Source organism: Flavobacterium sp. 3HN19-14 (assembly GCF_051373205.1).
Classification (GTDB): Bacteria; Bacteroidota; Bacteroidia; order Flavobacteriales; family Flavobacteriaceae; genus Flavobacterium.
This window is the reverse complement of sequence record NZ_JBPPZT010000001.1, coordinates 3,204,952-3,223,336: the sequence shown is the minus strand read 5'-3', so window position 1 is coordinate 3,223,336 and position 18,385 is coordinate 3,204,952. Positions and strand designations below refer to the sequence as shown.

13 protein-coding genes and 7 pseudogenes are annotated in these 18,385 nt (G+C 40.5%); 7 read left to right on the top strand and 13 right to left on the bottom strand.

Features of this window, described 5'->3' with window-relative positions; translation table 11 throughout:
• Positions 1-69: 69 nt before the first annotated feature.
• The 5 genes and pseudogenes from ACSLFW_RS17390 to trmD all read right to left on the bottom strand — a co-directional run bounded on the left by ACSLFW_RS17390 (position 70) and on the right by trmD (position 7,081).
• Positions 70-728: pseudogene (locus ACSLFW_RS17390) on the bottom strand (thiamine diphosphokinase).
• Positions 729-1,023: 295 nt separating this feature from the next.
• On the bottom strand, positions 1,024-2,985 hold the full coding sequence (locus ACSLFW_RS17385; RefSeq protein WP_436556797.1) for an OmpA family protein: 1,962 nt from the start codon (positions 2,983-2,985) through the stop codon (positions 1,024-1,026).
• Between the two features lie 369 nt (positions 2,986-3,354).
• A pseudogene (locus ACSLFW_RS17380) lies at positions 3,355-5,578 on the bottom strand (NADP-dependent isocitrate dehydrogenase).
• A gap of 265 nt (positions 5,579-5,843) precedes the next feature.
• Positions 5,844-6,193, bottom strand: a pseudogene (rplS, locus tag ACSLFW_RS17375) (50S ribosomal protein L19).
• A 210-nt stretch (positions 6,194-6,403) separates the two neighbouring features.
• Positions 6,404-7,081 carry a tRNA (guanosine(37)-N1)-methyltransferase TrmD gene (gene trmD / locus ACSLFW_RS17370; protein ID WP_436556796.1) on the bottom strand — a complete coding sequence of 226 codons (678 nt, stop codon included), beginning with the start codon at positions 7,079-7,081 and terminating at the stop codon, positions 6,404-6,406.
• A gap of 373 nt (positions 7,082-7,454) precedes the next feature.
• On the opposite strand from trmD, the gene ACSLFW_RS17365 reads away from it, so the two are divergent.
• Positions 7,455-8,387, top strand: coding sequence for a peptidylprolyl isomerase (locus ACSLFW_RS17365; protein ID WP_436556795.1), 933 nt, complete (start codon positions 7,455-7,457; stop codon positions 8,385-8,387).
• 224 nt (positions 8,388-8,611) lie between these two features.
• On the opposite strand, the gene ACSLFW_RS17360 is transcribed toward ACSLFW_RS17365, so the two are convergent.
• Entirely contained in the window at positions 8,612-8,779 is a 168-nt protein-coding gene (locus ACSLFW_RS17360; protein WP_436556794.1) for a hypothetical protein, read from the bottom strand.
• Between ACSLFW_RS17360 and ACSLFW_RS17355 the strand changes: the two genes are divergently transcribed.
• The gene (locus ACSLFW_RS17355) at positions 8,771-8,905 is read left to right on the top strand and encodes a hypothetical protein (protein ID WP_436556793.1); all 135 of its coding nucleotides are present in this window, start codon (positions 8,771-8,773) and stop codon (positions 8,903-8,905) included. The genes ACSLFW_RS17360 and ACSLFW_RS17355 overlap by 9 nt on opposite strands.
• Positions 8,906-9,080: 175 nt before the next feature.
• Here the strand turns inward: ACSLFW_RS17355 and ACSLFW_RS17350 are convergent, their stop codons facing one another.
• The 5 genes and pseudogenes from ACSLFW_RS17350 to ACSLFW_RS17330 all read right to left on the bottom strand — a co-directional run bounded on the left by ACSLFW_RS17350 (position 9,081) and on the right by ACSLFW_RS17330 (position 12,425).
• A complete protein-coding gene (locus ACSLFW_RS17350; RefSeq protein ID WP_436557485.1) occupies positions 9,081-10,364 on the bottom strand; it encodes a glucose-1-phosphate adenylyltransferase in 1,284 nt (427 codons plus the stop codon).
• Positions 10,360-10,860, bottom strand: a complete 501-nt coding sequence (locus ACSLFW_RS17345; RefSeq protein WP_436556792.1) for a glycogen synthase — start codon at positions 10,858-10,860, stop codon at positions 10,360-10,362. Before ACSLFW_RS17345 ends, ACSLFW_RS17350 begins: the two co-directional genes overlap by 5 nt.
• Complete coding sequence (locus ACSLFW_RS17340; protein WP_436556791.1) at positions 10,833-11,006, bottom strand: hypothetical protein; 174 nt, start codon at positions 11,004-11,006, stop codon at positions 10,833-10,835. The genes ACSLFW_RS17345 and ACSLFW_RS17340 overlap by 28 nt, the downstream gene beginning before the upstream one ends.
• 1 nt (position 11,007) lies before the next feature.
• Positions 11,008-11,775, bottom strand: coding sequence for a glycogen synthase (locus ACSLFW_RS17335; RefSeq protein ID WP_436556790.1), 768 nt, complete (start codon positions 11,773-11,775; stop codon positions 11,008-11,010).
• A gap of 89 nt (positions 11,776-11,864) precedes the next feature.
• Positions 11,865-12,425 (bottom strand): annotated as a pseudogene (locus tag ACSLFW_RS17330) (thioredoxin family protein).
• Between the two features lie 242 nt (positions 12,426-12,667).
• Here ACSLFW_RS17330 and ACSLFW_RS17325 point away from each other — a divergent pair.
• The gene (locus ACSLFW_RS17325) at positions 12,668-13,003 is read left to right on the top strand and encodes a tRNA-binding protein (protein WP_436556789.1); all 336 of its coding nucleotides are present in this window, start codon (positions 12,668-12,670) and stop codon (positions 13,001-13,003) included.
• A gap of 39 nt (positions 13,004-13,042) precedes the next feature.
• On the opposite strand, the gene ACSLFW_RS17320 is transcribed toward ACSLFW_RS17325, so the two are convergent.
• Both ACSLFW_RS17320 and ACSLFW_RS17315 read right to left on the bottom strand, forming a co-directional pair.
• Positions 13,043-13,420: a PUR family DNA/RNA-binding protein gene (locus ACSLFW_RS17320; RefSeq protein ID WP_436556788.1), complete on the bottom strand. Its 378-nt coding sequence runs from the start codon at positions 13,418-13,420 to the stop codon at positions 13,043-13,045.
• 72 nt (positions 13,421-13,492) lie between these two features.
• A pseudogene (locus ACSLFW_RS17315) lies at positions 13,493-15,249 on the bottom strand (ABC transporter ATP-binding protein).
• A 202-nt stretch (positions 15,250-15,451) separates the two neighbouring features.
• On the opposite strand from ACSLFW_RS17315, the pseudogene ACSLFW_RS17310 reads away from it, so the two are divergent.
• From ACSLFW_RS17310 to yajC, 4 genes and pseudogenes are all read left to right on the top strand, one after another.
• Positions 15,452-16,559: pseudogene (locus ACSLFW_RS17310) on the top strand (Glu/Leu/Phe/Val family dehydrogenase).
• Between the two features lie 112 nt (positions 16,560-16,671).
• A pseudogene (gene nusB, locus ACSLFW_RS17305) lies at positions 16,672-17,576 on the top strand (transcription antitermination factor NusB).
• Positions 17,577-17,598: 22 nt separating this feature from the next.
• Entirely contained in the window at positions 17,599-18,066 is a 468-nt protein-coding gene (locus tag ACSLFW_RS17300) for a DUF1573 domain-containing protein (RefSeq protein ID WP_436556787.1), read from the top strand.
• A gap of 20 nt (positions 18,067-18,086) precedes the next feature.
• Entirely contained in the window at positions 18,087-18,353 is a 267-nt protein-coding gene (gene yajC, locus ACSLFW_RS17295; RefSeq protein ID WP_436556786.1) for a preprotein translocase subunit YajC, read from the top strand.
• Positions 18,354-18,385 lie beyond the last annotated feature (32 nt).

The following is an 18,385-nucleotide window of genomic DNA, read 5'->3' as shown; positions in this document are numbered from 1 at the left end:
AACGTCTAAATATCTTTCAGCGAAGCAGTCTTGCAGTGAAACGGTCTAAAAATCCTGCAGCGCAGCGGTCTAATCTACGCATTCCATCATAAGCAAATCGCCCTCTGTGTGGTCAATTGTCACAATCCCGTCTGTTTTGACTTCATTACTGCTTCCGTTCTGTAACCGATTGTAAGCGTATCATTTTCTAGTTCATAAACAAGATTTCGGGAAGTGATTCCGCTTACTACGCCAATCGGGATTAATGAAATATTCGTTTTTTCCGGATACCATTTTTGAAAATGACGTGGTAAAATGAATATTTTCGAATGGTCGTCGAGAATGACAATTTGCAATTTATTCCGGTAACGGATGATATTGGTTAAATTTGTAATCGTATGATCGGCGCGCCTTCCGGTTGCCCAGACGACATTTACTGCCGGAATTTTTCTTTCGATCAGATAATCAAAAGCTTTCTCCAAATCGGTTTTTTCCTGCTGGGTATGGACGATTTCTATCGGATGCTGTGATTGTATGAACGCTTGCGGATTGAAACCACGGTCGAAATCGCCTAGTAAGACATCAACTTTTATACCGAGTTGGATGACTCTTTCGATGGCTGAATCGAGTACGACAACGAGTGGCGACCATTCGAGCAGTTGCCCGAGCAATTCTTCGGAACAGGATGCGCCGTTGGCTATGATTAATGCGGGTTCCTGGTCGTCGCGGACTATGTGGTGGGAAGACATTCAGATTTTAGATTTTAGATTTTAGATTTTAGATTTTAGATTTTTTTAATTCCAATCTGAAATCTAAAATCTGAACTCTGCAATCAATTATATTTGTAAAGATACCAAAAAGTTATCGCTAAAATCCAAAGTTGATAAAGCGCACTAATTCCCTAGCCCGGACAGCAATGGAAAACAAAACCGCACCATAAATGTTAGTTTTGTTGTGTTGCAAAAGCGACCAGCGGAAGCTTATGCGGCGCTTACAAAACTGTTTATGGCGCGGTTTTTTTGTAATGTATGGCCGGATTGGCTTCTAAAATAAATTCGCCAACGCTTCGCGGCTGCTGATATTTTCGATTTTTTTCATCGTTAAAACTGCAGAGGATTTTCCTTTGAGGGATTTGGTGAAATCGCTTGCATTGAGAATGTAGGAACCACCGTTCCCATCGAACGCAAGCAATGTGGTTTTTGAAGCCGAACCGTAAGCAAAACGTTCAGGGCTATAGCCGTAATTGCCGTCGTAGCGCAATATGCCGTTGATTTTACTGTCGATCACGTAAATGAATACCGGATTTAAAGTTTCGCCATTTTCGGTTTTGTATTTTGCCGTGACGATAACCGGATTTTCAAGGCGCGCAATCTGGTCGCAGTTGTAAATGCCAAGCTTTGAAATTTTGAGCGATTGGACGACGGCGCCCGCAGATTGGCTGGCGGTGTTCATTTCCTGTTGCCTGATTTTCATTTTGCGGTTTTCTTCGGCGCAATATTTATTGATGTCGAAATTTTTGTAGCGCTGCAGCATTTCCGGCTTGTGGATGTCGAACCAATTGAGCCATTCGGTTACAGACAATTGCGATTCGGTGCCGGTCATGAATATTTTGGATTTGTCCCAAAATGCATAATATTTGTTCATCCAGGCCCTGCTGATGGTGTCTTGCGGTGTGGAAGTTATTTTTGAAAGTTCGAGCTTTTTGACGGCTTCGGCGAGTTCTCCATTGGTTTTAAGGAGTTGGGTTTTGAATTTTTCCTGTTTTTCGATGTAGGCGTTGATTCCGGTAGAAGCTGCATTTTCTGATAATTTTGCTTTTTCAATCAACTTTGGAATTCGGTCGATTTTGAGCTTGTTGCGGCTGATGCGCATTTTATATTGCTTGATGCTGCGGTCGATTTTGATGGTTTCGAAACGCTGGCGTTTGATTTGCGAAGAATCTCTTTGTTGTTTACTGGCGAGAAGTTCATTTTCAATTCTTTGCTGCTCTTTTGTGTATTTTTCAAAAATTGAAGTGTTATCAGAAGCCAATGCAATGCCGTCAGTGATGGTTTGTTTGGCGGTTGCGCATTTGCTTTCGTAGTCAGTGTAGAATGCGATGATTTTACTGCCGACGGAAACTTCGACCTTAGTATTATTGCTGAAATCGGCTTCACTTCCAAATATTTCACCTTCATTTTCTTCGATAACATTGTCGGTGAGTTTTGATAATTCTGTCCATTTGTTGGAAATGGTGTCGTAATTGTAGAAATTGAGGTTCGGTAATTCCGATTCTAATGGAAAATCGATGTCGATTGTTTTTCCGTCGCGTAAGAAGATTGGATTTCCGTCTTTGAAGGCCAAAATTTTATACATTCCGGCTGAGTTGAAATGGTCTTTTTCATAATCCATTGGGATATTTCCCAGAATAAAATCTACCGGATTGCGGTATTCTACGTAAGTTAAATCGACTTTTCCCTTGATGACATTACCATTTTCGTCGGTGAATGCATCTGCGGGGATTGTAATTTTGCTACCGGATTTGTAGTTGACGACTTCCTGTTTTTGCGCATTGATGGCGAAAGTATCTTCTTCGAGTTTTAGTCCGCCCAAATCATTTACTTTCGGAATTTCATGAGAAATGAATATTGTAACGCGCCTGTTTTTGGCTTTTCCGGTTTCGGTTAAGTTGGCTGCGATTGGTTGAGCATAAGCTTTGCCAAGTGTTTTGATATTTTTCTCCGGAAAACCTTTTTTGAGGAAGTAGGCGGAGATTTCTTTGGCGCGGTTGTCGGATAGGATTTTGTTGTATTCGAGATTGCCGACGTTATCCGTATGGCCGATAATGGTAACGCTATACGATTGCGTTTCCTTAGGAAGCATGGAAATATAATTGTTGATTTTCGCAGTTTCTGAGTCAGATAGATGATAAGAAGCTGTTTCAAAATTAACTTCGAATTCCTTTGCTGTTTGTGCTTTTGCGAAAGCGAAAATGAAAAGGCAGAGTATTATAAGGCATTTTTTCATGATTATAAGTTTACGGGTTAGTGATTTTAAAAACCGGTTATAATATGAAGATGCGTTGACGGTTTGAAATGGTTGGAATGGATTTTAAAATAAAGTTGCTGAAAATGTAAAATCAAATCTGTATTAAAGTTTAACAATTTCTACGGCATTCCCGTAATACAACATGTCGAAAAAAATTGTATTTTACCTTCAGGGAAGGGGGAATGCAGTCCCTACAAAAAAATAAAATTACTTGGATACGGGAATGCCGTAGAAATTGTTAAATTATATTTAGCATCGAGATTAAAGATTTGCACATTGATATTGAATAACGCTTAAAATAAAAAAGGCAACCGTTAAGATTGCCTTTTTTCGTATTCAAAAAATGATTTATTTCAATTTCGCCAAAGTGGCATTAAGTTTTGCGCTTGGTCGCATCGCATTGTCTGTCAAATTGTTATCAGGTTTGTAATAACCACCGATTTCCTGCTTTTTACCTTGTGAACCAATCAATTCATCATTGATTTTTGATTCGTTTTCAGTCAGTTCTTTTGCAATTGGCTCGAAAATCGCTTTCAAACCAGCGTCTTTATTTTGTGCTGCTAAAGCTTGTGCCCAATATAAAGCGAGGTAAAAATGCGAACCGCGATTGTCAATTTCGCCTACTTTTCTGGCTGGAGATTTATCATTTTCAAGGAATTTTTCTGTCGCATTGTCCAAAGTTTCAGAAAGTACCAACGCTTTTGAATTGTTTTGCGTTTGTCCCAAATGTTCTAATGAAACGCCTAAAGCCAAAAATTCACCCAACGAATCCCAACGCAAATAACCTTCGTCTATGAACTGCTCAACGTGTTTCGGCGCTGAACCGCCGGCACCTGTTTCGAATAAGCCGCCGCCATTCATTAAAGGAACAATCGATAACATTTTTGCCGAAGTTCCTAATTCTAAAATCGGGAATAAATCGGTTAGATAATCACGCAAAACGTTTCCGGTAACTGAAATCGTGTCTTTGCCGTCTTTGATTCTTTCGAGAGAAAAATTCGTTGCCGCAACCGGATTCATAATCTGGATGTTCAATCCGTTTGTGTCGTGGTCTTTTAAATATTTTTGTACTTTTTCAATCAGTTGCCTGTCATGTGCGCGGTTTTCATCGAGCCAGAAAACGGCTGGCGTATCGGATAATCTTGCACGATTTACGGCTAATTTTACCCAATCCTGAATCGGCGCGTCTTTCACCTGGCACATCCTGAAAATATCGCCTTTTTCTACTTTTTGCTCTAATAAAGTCTCTCCGTTGGCATTGATAACTTTTACAGTTCCGTCAGCGTCCATTTGAAAAGTCTTATCGTGCGAACCGTATTCTTCAGCGGCTTGTGCCATCAATCCGACGTTTGGAACGCTTCCCATGGTTTTCGGGTCGAAAGCGCCGTGTTTTTTACAGAAATCGATTGTCGCCACATAAACTCCGGCGTAAGAACGGTTCCGGAATAATGGCTTTCGTATCTTGTCCTTTACCTTCTGCATTCCACATTTGTCCTGAAGTACGGATCATCGCTGGCATCGAAGCATCGACAATTACATCAGAAGGCACGTGAAGATTCGTGATGCCTTTGTCAGAATTCACCATCGCAACAGCGGGACGGTTTTGGTAGACTTCATTAATGGCAGCTTCAATTTCTGCCTGTTTCGGATGGCCTGCAATTTTCGCATACACATCGCCGAAACCATTTTTGGTATTTATACCTAATTCTGCAAACAAATCCTTATATTTTTCAAAAACCGGTGCAAAGAAGACGTCAACGATGGCGCCGAAAATAATCGGATCGGACACTTTCATCATTGTTGCTTTTAAATGCACGGAGAATAACACACCTTTCGCTTTTGCATCTTCAATTTCATTCGATATAAAGCTTTTGAGTGATTTTACACTTAAAACTGAACAATCGATAATCTCATTCGCCTGCAATGGAGCAGCGCCTTTGAGTGTTTTTGAAGTGCCGTCATTTCCTGCAAATTCAATTGTAAAAGTCGTCGCAGCCGGAACAGTCATCGACTTTTCACTTCCGTAAAAATCGCCTTCGCTCATGCTCGATACGTGTGTTTTCGAATCGGCGCTCCAGGCACCCATGCTGTGCGGATGGCTTTTCGCGTAATTCTTAACTGCTTTCGGTGCGCGGCGGTCTGAATTTCCTTCGCGCAAAACCGGATTTACAGCCGAGCCTAAAACTTTTGCGAATTTCGCTTTTATAGCTTTTCCTTCTTCTGTTTGCGGATTTTCCTCAAAATCAGGAATTTTATAGCCTTTCGCCTGCAATTCTTTTATCGCCTCTTTCAATTGCGGAACAGAAGCTGAGATATTAGGCAATTTGATGATATTGGCTTCCGGAGTCGTGGCCAGTTTGCCCAATTCTGCAAGGTCATCATTGATTTTTTGGTCGTCGGTCAGGAAATCTGAAAAATTAGCGATAATCCTTCCGGCAAGCGAAATGTCGCGTGTTTCAACGGTAATGCCCGCAGGCGCTGTAAATGATTGTACGATTGGCAAAAATGAATGGGTAGCCAACATCGGCGCTTCATCGGTAATCGTATATAAAATCTTTGCTTTATCTGACATCGTGGTGGTTTGTTTGTAATAAGGATTGCAAATATAAGAAATAGGTAACACTTTAATGAAAATCGGCGGCGAAAACGTTTGAATTATCAAATCGTCAAAATTGATATTCAGGAATGATTATTTCGCAAAATTTATTTTTTAATAGCCACGGATTTGTCGAATTTATACAAAATAAATTAGTGGTAATTCGTGAAATTCGCTGCAAAAAGGCATAAAAAAATCCCGTCCTAAGTAGAACGGGATCTCATATGACTCAAATTGAAGACTATCTTCTTTTGTCTTTAATTTTTGCTTTTTTACCGGTAAGTTCACGGAAGTAGAAAATTCTTGCTCTGCGAACGTGACCTTTCTTGTTGATTTCGATTTTTTGCAAAGCTGGCAAGTTTACCGGGAAGATACGCTCAACCCCTATTGCACCTGACATTTTACGGATTGTAAAGGTTTCGGTAGCACCTGAACCTCTTCTTTGGATTACAACGCCTTTGAAAAACTGCGTTCTTGTTTTTTCACCCTCTTTAATTTCGTAGTAAACAGTGATGGTATCACCTGCTCCAATTCCGGGAAATCTTTTCTAGCTACTAATTCGTCATTAACGAATTTCATTAAATCTGCCATGATAATTTTATTTAATATGGTTTGAAACCAGAGCAACGTTCACGAGTATCGCCAGAGGTTGGTCGAATGTGGGCGCAAAGATAAATAAAATGTTGAAAGTTGCAAATGTATTTTAGGAAAAAAGATTCAAGAGGCAAGAATCAAGAAATCAGCTAATTAAGGGGTTATAGCAATCAAAATCTCTTGACTCTTGATTCTTGGCTGTTTATTCTAATCTTCCAAAAGATCCGGTCTTCTGTTTTTCGTATGCTCATAAGCCATGTCCTCGCGCCATTTTTCAATTTTAGCGAAATGCCCGCTCGTCAAAACTTCAGGCACTTTCCAGCCTTTGTATTCTGCCGGACGCGTATAAATCGGTCCTGACAACAAATTATCCTGAAAACTGTCTGTCAAAGCCGAAGTCTCATCGCTCAAAACGCCCGGGATCAAACGTATCAACGCATCAGAAAGCACCAAAGCGCCCAGTTCGCCGCCACTCAGCACATAATCGCCGATAGAAATCTCCTTCGTGATAAAATGGTCGCGCACGCGCTGGTCAACACCTTTGTAATGCCCGCACAAAATGATGATATTGTCAAGCATCGACATCGTATTGGCCATTTTCTGGTTCAGCGTTTCGCCGTCTGGCGTCATATAAATCACCTCGTCGTAGTCGCGCTCGCGCTTGAGTTTCGCAATGCAATCGTCAATCGGCTGCACCATCATCACCATTCCGGCACCGCCGCCAAACTGGTAATCGTCAACGCTTTTTTGCTTGTTGGTCGTATAATCGCGCAGGTTGTGAAAATGAACTTCCGCCAACCCCTTGTCGATGGCGCGTTTCATGATCGAAGCCTCAAACGGGCTGCGCAGTAATTCCGGTAAAACGGTAATGATGTCGATTCTCATACTTTTAGTCGAAAGTCGAAAGTCAAAAGTCGAAAGACAGAAGACCTGACGGTTGCCGCAAAGGTACAAAGTTTAGTTTAAAGTTTTTTTTGAAGCTGATCCGGCTATACGTTCCAATTTTTTTGTTCTTAAAGAAAGAACAAAAAAAATTTCCACTGCTATCCGGGCTAGGGCAGTTGTTTTCATAACGCATTCAGCATAAATCCCCGAATCTCTGCGTTCCATTTACCACCCCAGCCTGCGGCCACCCCTCCAAAGGAGGGGAATTCCAAAATTATCCACAAACCAGGAATTCGCTAATCCGCTAATTTTCTCATTCGCTAATTACCTAATTAATTCGTAAATTTGCCTTTCAAAAATAAAATACAACAAAATGGAAAACGGAATATACGCTAAATTCAACACGCCAAAAGGTGCGATTTTAGTAAAACTTACCCACGACTTAACCCCGGGAACAGTAGGTAACTTCGTAGCATTAGCAGAAGGCAACCTCGAAAACAAAGCAAAACCACAAGGCACACCCTATTATAACGGATTGAAATTCCACCGCGTTATTCCTGATTTCATGATTCAGGGCGGCGATCCGCAAGGAACAGGTTCAGGTGGTCCTGGTTACCAATTCGACGATGAATTTCACCCAACTTTAAAACACAACCGTCCAGGCGTATTGTCAATGGCCAATGCCGGTCCGGGCACAAACGGTTCCCAATTCTTCATTACACACATTCCAACCGATTGGTTAGATAACAAGCACACCGTTTTCGGGCACGTTGTCGAAGGACAAGATGTCGTAGATGCAGTTGCTCAAGGTGATACAATCGACAGTCTGGAAATCATCCGCGAAGGTGAAGAAGCAAAAAAATGGAATGCCGTTGAAGCGTTCCGTACTTTCGAAGGTTCGCGCGCCAAACGCGAAGCCGCTGTAAAAGCCGAAGCCGAAGCCAAAATGGAAAAACTCGCAGCCGGTTTCGATAAAACTGAAAGCGGATTGCGTTATAAAATGATCCAGAAAGGTAGTGGTAAAAAAGCCGAAGCCGGAAAAACCGTTTCAGTGCATTACACCGGACAATTAGAAGACGGAAAAGTTTTTGACAGTTCTTACCCAAGAAAAAAACCAATCGAATTTCCGTTAGGAAGAGGTCACGTTATCGAAGGCTGGGATGAAGGTATTGCGTTGTTGCAGGTTGGAGACAAAGCACGTTTCGTAATTCCGTCGCACTTAGGTTACGGCTCACGTGGTGCCGGTGGTGCAATTCCGCCAGACGCAACGCTCATTTTTGACGTTGAATTAATGGACGTAAAGTAATTTATAGCAATAGATTTTTTTAACCATTAAGGTATTAAGGTTCATTAAGCGCAATTCTTAATGAGCCTTAATATCTTAATGGTTTTTCAATTTTTAATATTTGATTAAAAAGTACTCACGACGGGTGCTTTTTTTGTTCAATTCAGTTTAATTGTTTTTATTTACGATATTAAAAACCAAACCTATGAACAAAAAAATCTTATTTCCGGCATTATTGGCGACAGTCATTTTTGCCTGCGACCAAAACCAACAGTCGTTGCACCTGTAGCGCCAGCGACTCCGATTTCCCCTGTTGTTGCTGAAGCGCCTGCAAAAACCAGTACTCCTGAATTGACTCCGGCCATCGCCGAAGGAAAATCTTTATATGACAACAATTGCGGAAAATGCCACAAACTTTTTGCCCGGGCGATTTTTCAAAAGAAGACTGGAAGCCGATTGTAGTGCGCATGACTAAAAAAGCACATTTACAGGATTCAGATGGTGATAAGATTTATAATTATTTGACTTATGCTAATTAATGGCTGAGTAGCTGAGACGCTTCGCTGCTGAGTGCCTGAGTTTTTTAGCTGTAAAGTGGCAAAATTTCAGGGTTGTAAAGTTTTCCAATAACGGTTAAAAAAAAGTATAAAAAAATCCGCTGATGCGGATTTTTTGTTATCTGAACATTTTATTTTTTTATTATCAGGCACTTAGCTACCCAACAGAAAACCCATTTTCAAGAACTGCACCTTTTTTCACAACGATAATTCCGTCTTTTACAGTGTAAAGCGGCGTGTTGGCGTTTTCAAGATGACTTCCGCCGTTTAAACGCACATCATTTCCGATGCGGCAATTTTTGTCGACAATCGTATTTTTGATGAAACAACGCTCGCCAATTCCAATGTTATAAATGTGCTGGTGGTAATTATTGCTGATTTCCTCGAGGTTTTGATAATAGTCATTTCCCATTAAATAGGAATCGATTACTGTCGAGCCTTTTCCAATCCTGCTTCGGATTCCGATTACGGAATGCACGATTTCTGTACCTTCAATGATACATCCTTCAGCAACAACGGAGCAGTCAAAACTCGTTCCGCCATTCATTTTTGATGGAGGCAGCACACGCGCCCTTGTATAAATCTTACTCGAATTATCGAACAAATTGAACTTCGGGATTTCATCCGTCAATCCTAAATTCGCTTCAAAAAACGAATCAATGTTTCCAATATCGGTCGAATAACCTTCGTATTGATAACTTAAAATGCGCTCTTTTCCAATCGATTGCGGAATAATTTCCTTACCGAAATCTTTCGTATCCGGATTCGACATCAACTCTACTAAAAGCTCACGGTTGAAAATGTAAATTCCCATAGAAGCCAGGTAAATCTTACCTTCATCTTTCATGTCATCGCTGACTTCGGAAGTCCAGTCCTGCAAAACGCTTTGGTGTGGTTTTTCGATGAAAGAAGTAATGAAATTCTCAGAATTCGTCTTCAAAATCCCAAATTCAGGCGCTTCTTTCGCAGAAACCGGCAAAGTCGCAATCGAGATTGTCGCGCCGCTGTCGTGATGCGCCTTGATCATGTGGTTGAAATCCATCTGGTACAATTGGTCGCCAGATAAAATCAAAGCGTAGTCGAATTCGTGGTTCATGAAATGCTGCATGCACTGGCGCACCGCATCGGCAGTTCCCTGAAACCACGTCGGATTTTCGGGCGTTTGTTCCGCAGCAAGAATATCAACGAAAGCGGTGCTGAAATGGCTGAAATGATATGTATTTTTAATATGCTGGTTCAAGGAAGCAGAGTTAAATTGCGTCAAAACGAACATCCTCTTGATGTCAGAATTGATGCAATTCGAAATCGGAATATCCACCAAACGGTATTTTCCCGCAATAGGAACGGCTGGTTTGGAACGGCTTTCAGTTAACGGCGCTAATCTTGAACCTTGTCCGCCACCCAAAATGATGGCTAAAGTTGTCTTGTTCATATTTTTAATTCTTTATTGATTCGTAAACACTGATATATTCTGCTGCCACGCTGTCCCACGAATGGTCGATCTGCATGATGGTCTTTACAATTTCGTCAAATTTTTTCGGGTCTTCGTATAAATTTCCGGCGCGTCCGATAGAGTGAATTACATCCTGAACTGTCGCCTGGTCATGGCAAATCCCGAAACCACCGTCGCCAATATCGATAATCGTATCTTTTAATCCGCCGGTTCTTCTCACGATTGGAATTGTCCCGTAACGCAAGGCGTACATCTGGTTCAGTCCGCAAGGTTCAACTCTTGATGGCATCAGAAGAAAATCGGCACCGGCATAAATAATATGCGATAATTTCTCGTTGTAACCGATGTAAGCATTGTAATTTCCACCGAAAAAGTGCTTTAATCCATCCAAATTTACTTCAACATTTGAGTCGCCCGAACCTAAAATCAGAATATTGATATTTTGATGATATTCGCTTAAAGCGATGCTGCAAATCTGCGGCAATAAGTCGGACCTTTTTCACCTACAAGCCTTCCGATGAAGGTGAAAAGCGGTTTTTTCGGGTCGAGATTGAACTGTTCGCAGAGGAATTCTTTGTTCTTTTTCTTTCCGGCTTTTGCGGTTTTTAAGGTGTAGGTTTTGGCAATCATTTCATCGTTTGCAGGATTCCAGATCCTGGTTATCAATTCCGTTTAAGATTCCGATTGATTTTGGTCTTTCGAAACGCAATAAATTTTCCAAACCATTAGCATTATAACTGATTTCGTCGAGATAACTTGGGGAGACTGTTGTCACTTTCCACGCACATTTTATCGCCGCCGCAAGCGGATTGACCATGCCGCCCCATTCTAAAAAACCTAATTTCGATTGGTGGAACTCCGGTAAATAATGGATTTTGTCAAAACCAAACCAGCCTTGATATTGCCCGTTGTGAATCGTCAGAACTGTAGGAATTGCCCGAAATCGTTCGTAGTTGTAGCAAAATTGCACCATAAACGGAATCAATCCGGTATGGTGATCGTGGCAATGCAGGACATCCGGGTATTGATTGCTTTCTGTAAGCCAGTTTAAAAACGCAATTTGAAAAGCCGTAAATCTTTCCGTGTCGTCTTCGTACGAATAAACATTCGGACGGTCGAACGATTTCGCAATCGCAATCAAATACAATTCAAATCCAAGCTTGTTCGTCTTTTCCCTTAAAACATTGTAAGAAAATTGAAAATAGCCTAATTTCAATTGCCCGTGATGGATATGTTCAAATTCGTTTTCATTCGTGAATTTATTGTCATAGCCTGGCACGACGACTTTAGCATTGTGGCCGAGTTGCCGCTGGTATTTTGGCAAAGCGCCCACAACGTCAGCCAGGCCGCCAACTTTGGCGACGGGATAACATTCGGCACTGATGTGAAAAATTTCCATTTCTAATTTTATTTTACCATAATAACCATTAAGAAATTAAGCGGCATTAAGCTTATATTTCTTAATGGTTTTAAGCTTATTATTTAATGTTAAATTGATTTCCATTTGATATTGCAGCCGATACTTGGTTTCTGCGGCGTTTTGAGCGTGCGATTATAAATCACAGCGTCAATCGCGCTGCGCAGGTCGTTTCCGCTTGACGGTATTCCGTTTCCAGGACGTGAGTCGTCTAATTGTCCGCGGTAAAAAAGTTTATCATTATTGTCGAATAAGAAAAATCCGGCGTGCAGGCTGCGTCAAATGCCTTCGCAATCTCCTGGCTTTTCGTCGTATAAATAAGGAAAATCGATTTTGTTTTTGAATGCGAATTCGGTCATCATTTCCGGGCCGTCCTGCGGATATTTGACTACGTCGTTACTCGAAATCGCAACCATCCCGATGCCCTGAACGCGGTAATCGTTGGCAATCATTACAATTTCTTCGATGACATGCAGCACAAAAGGGCAGTGGTTGCAGATGAACATTACCAAAGTGCCTTTTGTTCCTTTTAAATCTTCATAAGAATAAGCATAATTGAAATTCGTGGCTTTCAGCAGGAATTGCGGCGCGACAGTTTCAAGCGGTAACATATTGGAAGCGGTTTGTGCCATTTTTTGGTTCGGATTTCTTTTGACAATTTACAATAAAAATCGGTTTTAAAAAATAGGAGTACAACGTTTTCGTGTTGATAAGTTTTAAGTTTACGGTTTACGGTTTACAGTTTAAAAAATAACCGCAAAGCGCGCAAAGATTTTCGCGAAGTTCGCTAAGCTTTTCTTTAAAACTTTGCGAAAACCTTCTTTAACTTTGCGGTTAACAATCAAACTAAAGTAATTTTAATCTAAAATCTAAAATGGACTTAACCTGGGCAGAATTCGAACGCACCGAAATGCGCGTCGGCACAATAACCGAAGTAAATGATTTTCCTGAAGCGCGAAAACCGGCATTTCAACTGACGATTGATTTCGGGACTGAAATCGGCATCCGGAAATCATCGGCGCAAATCACGAAAAGATATACAAAAGAAATTTTAGTGAACCGTCAGATTGTTGCCGTTGTCAATTTTCCGAAAAAACAAATCGGTAAATTTATGAGTGAATGCCTGGTTCTGGGCGCAGTAGGCGAGGAAGGCGATGTGGTTTTGCTTTCTCCTGATTTTGTAGTGGAAAATGGGTTGAGGATAGGATAAAAAAATTCGGAAACTTCTCAATTTCCGGATTCGTTATTTTTAAATATCGTCAAAATCAATGTCAGTATAGCTTTTCTCAGCACTGCTCTCCTGCACGACGCTTTCAGTGAAATATTCCTTCTTGAAATCTTTCTGGTGTCTTTCAGAAATCACTTCTTCGCCTTTGTGGTTCAAAACGTAAGAAGTCATGTCTTCTAAGATTTCTGAGAATGCGGCGAAATCTTCTTTATAAAGGTAAATCTTGTGTTTCTTGAAGTGAAAGGAACCGTCTTCTTCGGTGAATTTTTTGCTTTCTGTAATCGTAATGTAGTAATCGTCGGCCTTTGTCGCCCTTACATCAAAAAAATAAGTTCTTCTTCCGGCGCGTAAAACTTTAGAAAAGATTTCCTCTTTTTCTAACATGTCGTTTTCTCTCATAATCCTTCAATCAGTTATTTTGGTTTGTTAAGTAGTATCCAAAAATGAGAAAAAAACGAAACGGAACAACATTTACGTCAATTCTTTTTCCGAAAGTTGTTTCAGGTAAAGCTCTTTATAATAGCCTTCCTGATTTACCAATTGATTATGAGAACCTTGCTGAATGATGCGGCCTTCGTCGAGGATGATAATCTTGTCGGCATTTTTCGCTGAAGAAACGCGGTGACTGACCAGAATTGTGGTTTTGTCTTTGGTGAATTCGAGCAAATTATTCAGAATTGCTTCTTCGGTTTCTGTGTCGACAGCCGAAAGGCAATCGTCTAAAAGTAATATTTCCGGATTTTTAATGAAAGCTCTTGCGATGGAAACGCGTTGTTTTTGCCCGCCTGAAAGTGTAATGCCGCGTTCGCCCAAAATCGTTTCATACTGTTGGTTGAATCCTGCAATATTATCGTGAACGACAGCTTGTTTTGCCGCATTGATGACTTCTTCTTCTGTTGCCGTTTCCTTGCCGAATTTGATATTATTCTTAATCGTATCCGAAAATAAAAATGCGTCCTGTGGTACAAACCCGATGCTGTTTCGCAAATCATTTAGATTGACTTCGTCAATGGCTTTGTTGTCGACTTTAATTTTCCCTTTCGTTACATCGTAAAGTCGACTGATGAGCGATAAAACCGTCGATTTTCCGGAATCGGTTTTCCTAAAATGGCCAAAGTTTCTCCTTTATTTACAGTGAAACTCAGATCTTGTAAGGCATGAATATTTGTGTCTTCGTAAATGAAATTGACATTTTCAAAACTGATTTTTCCTTCGATATTGTCATTTCCTTTTGACGTATTTCTGATTTCAGGCTGGATTTTAAGGAATTCATTGATGCGTTTCTGCGACGCTTCCGCTTCCTGAACCATCGATGAAACCCAGCCAAGTGAAGCCACTGGCCAGGTCAGCATATTCACATATAAGATGAATTCGGCAATCGTCCCAAGGCTGTCAATCGAGCCGTCGATATACATCATGCCGCCGAAATAAATGACAATTAAGTTACTTGTGCCGATAAGCGCCAGCATCAGCGGACCGAAAAGGCATTTACCCACGCCAGATCCATCGCTTTTTTCTTATTGTCTTCGGCTAAATTTTCCATATTCTGCTGCTGCTGGTTTTCCAGCGAATAGGCTTTCACAACACGGATTCCGGAGAAAATTTCCTGCGTAAAACTGTACAGTCCTGATAAATTCTGCTGGAAAATCGTACTACGCTTATTAATGGCTGTACTAAGCCTGAAAATCGCATACGATAAAATCGGCAACGGCAACAAAGCATACAACGTCAGTTTCGGCGAAGCGCCATACATATATACAATCACAATCGCAAAACGGATGAATGTATTGATCGTATACATCACCGCCTGGGCAAACATACATGCGGGTTTTGCTGACATCTTCGCTGATGCGGTTCATCAGATCACCGGTACGGTTTTCTTTGTAAAATCGTTGCGTCAGGTTTTCATATTGGCGAAAAACTTCATTTTTCAAATCGAATTCGATGTGGCGTGACATTACGATCAAAGTCTGCCGCATCAAAAATGTCAGGAAGCCGCCAATTAATGTCGCGCCGATGATTTTGAGCAGTCTAATCAGCAATTCGCTTTCGGCAACTTCTCTTGTGTAAACACCGTTTATGCCATCTTCGATAACTTTTATGGATTCGCTGACGAGTTTTGGAGTAACAAGATTGAAAAACTGTGCCACTACTGTTGTCAATATCCCAAACAAAAAGTGGTATTTGTATTTGATGAAATATTTATTTAAATATTGTAATTCCTTCATTATATTTTGCGAAAAGGCTTTTTTTATTTTGTATTTGTGTTAAAAAAAATGAAATTATGATTTTTATTCATTTTAGGCGAAAACATAAATTTATTAACATATTGCCAAAAAAAATCAATTTCGTTAGAAAGTATTGATTTAAATTCTAATTTTGTCTTGTCTTTTTGATAAAGTCATAATCCATTCTAAAATTTTATATGCTATGGTAACAGAAGTAGTTAACGCAAGTGAACTTCACAAAGTAGATCCTGTTTTTGGTCAATTGTCATTTGATAATCACGAACAAATCGTTTTTTGCAACGACAAAGATACAGGTTTAAAGGCAGTAATCGGAATTCATAACACAGTTTTAGCTAACCTGCTTTAGGCGGCACGAGAATGTGGAAATACAATAATGAATGGGAAGCATTGAACGACGTTTTGAGGCTTTCACGCGGAATGACCTACAAATCTGCCATCACAGGTTTGAACCTTGGCGGCGGAAAAGCGGTCATCATCGGCGATTCAAAAGCAGATAAAACTCCGGAGTTGATCACGAAATTCGGCGAATACGTAAATTCATTGAGCGGAAAATACATCACTGCCGAAGACGTAGGAACTACGACCCAGGATATGGACACGATTCGCGACGTAACCAAATTCGTAACCGGCGTTTCTGAAAGCAAAGGCGGGTCAGGAAATCCTTCGCCGGTAACTGCTTATGGCGTTTTTATGGGAATGAAAGCCGCTGCAAAATACCAATTCGGTTCTGATAATTTAGAAGGCAAAAAAGTTTTGGTACAAGGGAATGGCCACGTTGGCGAAACCTTAATCAGCTTCTTGAGAAAAGAAGGCGCTGAGGTTTTCGTATCTGATATCCACCAGGATAAATGGAAAACATGGTTGAAAAATACGGCGCGAAAATTTTCACCGGAGCCGATTTATATGCTGCCGATGTTGACATTTATTCGCCATGTGCTTTGGGTGCGACCATCAACGATGAAACCATCAATAAACTGAAAGCTAAAGTGATTGCAGGAGCGGCGAATAACCAATTGGCGAATGATAAAATCCACGGACAGATTTTAAGAGAAAAAGGCATCGTTTATGCACCGGATTTCTTAATCAACGCAGGCGGAATCATCAATGTTTACGGAGAAATCGTGGGTTACGGAAAAGAAGAGGCAATGAAAAGAACCGAAAATATCTATAACACCACAATGGAAATTTTCCATCTTGCCGACGAGAAAAACATCACGACGCAACAAGCCGCGATGACTATCGCACAAAACAGAATCGAAGACAGAAAAAAAGAAAACGCAACTAAATAAGGAGCATTTTCAATAATATTACTATTTTGCGGAGCGGAAGAATTTCTTTCGCTCCGTTAATTTTTTAAAGTTCTTATCCGTGTTAAACAGAAGACATATTCGTGTTAAAGTGATGCAGAGTATTTATGCGATGCACCAAAACGACTCCGATAACCTGGAAGGCCAGGAGAAATTCCTGAACTACAGCCTCGACAATATTCAGGATTTATACCTGATCATGCTGTCTTCCCTGATTGAAATCCAGAAAGCAGAATCGGTTTTCTTGAAAAATCAGGACAAAAGCATCTCGTTACCGCGGAAGAACGCAATCCCAACAAAAAATTCATCAACAACCATGTTTTGCAATTGCTTTCAGAAAGCAACAGCATTTCGATTGCTTTGGAGAACCGCAAAATCAACAATTGGGAACTGCACGACGATTACATTTTCATCCTTTTAAATGAAATCAAGGAAAGCGATTTGTATACAATATACATGAGCAACCGCAAAAATGATTTTGAGGAAGACAGGAAGTTTATCATGGATGTTTTTACTGAAATCATCGCGCCAAACGAAAAGGTATACGAATATCTTGAAGATAATAAGCTTACCTGGATTGATGATATTCCGCTAGTCAACACCGATATTCTGAAACAATTCAAAGCGTTGAAAAGCACAGACGAATTTAAAGTTCCTAAAGTTTTCAAAGATTCAGAAGACCGTGATTTTGCAAGAGATTTGTTTCGCAAAACAGTTCTCAACGAAAATGACTTGGCGAAAGAATACATTGATAAGACACCGAATTGGGATACGGAAAGAATTGCTGAAATCGACACCATTATCCTTAAAATGGCCATCTGTGAATTCCTTAAATTTCCATCCATTCCTGTAAAAGTCACCATCAACGAATATTTAGAAATCGCAAAAGAATATTCGACACCAAAAAGCAGTATTTTTATCAACGGAATTTTAGACAACCTTGTAAAGGAATTTCAAGTTGCCAACAAATTAAATAAAGTCGGGCGTGGCCTGATGTAACAACCCATAAAACAATTTAATCATGATTAAAAAAGCATTCAGTATCGTCGCTATTGCAGCATTTATGATGACTGCTTCGTGTGAGAAAAATCTGGAACCAAAAATGGAATTTGCCGAAAAGGAATTCGATTTCGGAACCATTACCCAAGGTGATAAAGTGCAGCACGTTTTCACTTTCAAAAACACAGGATCAGAAGATTTGCAGATCAAGCACGCACAAGGTTCTTGTGGCTGCACCGTACCGGATTATCCGCGTGAGGCCATCAAACCGGGCGAAGAAGGCAGTATTAAAGTGTCTTTCAATTCTGCGCACAAATTGGGCAGCCAGCACAAAACCGTTACCCTTGAGGTAAATACAAAAGAAGGCTCGGAAATTTTAAATATCAAAGCTGAAGTCAATCCGAATCCGAATAAGCCTGCCGAAGTTTCGGGCATTGCGGCACCGGCTTCAATATCTAATAATCAAACACAAGAAACAAAAACAAAATAATTATTATGAACGGAGCAAATATGAATTACATTCTCTTTGGACTGATGTTTGTCGTCATGTATTTTTTCATGATCAGACCACAGCAAAAGCGCGCCAAAGCTGAAAAAGAATTTGAAAACGGACTAAAAGTAGGCGACAGGATTATCACCAAAAGTGGCATCCATGCTAAAATTTCAGAGATGTCAGATACTACGATCGTTATCGAAACGATGTCAGGAAAACTCAAAATGGAGCGTTCTGCAATTTCGATGGAATTGTCTGCAAAATTGAAAGAAGCGAAGAAATAAATTTCAAGTTCAATTTCAAAAATCAAGCTCAA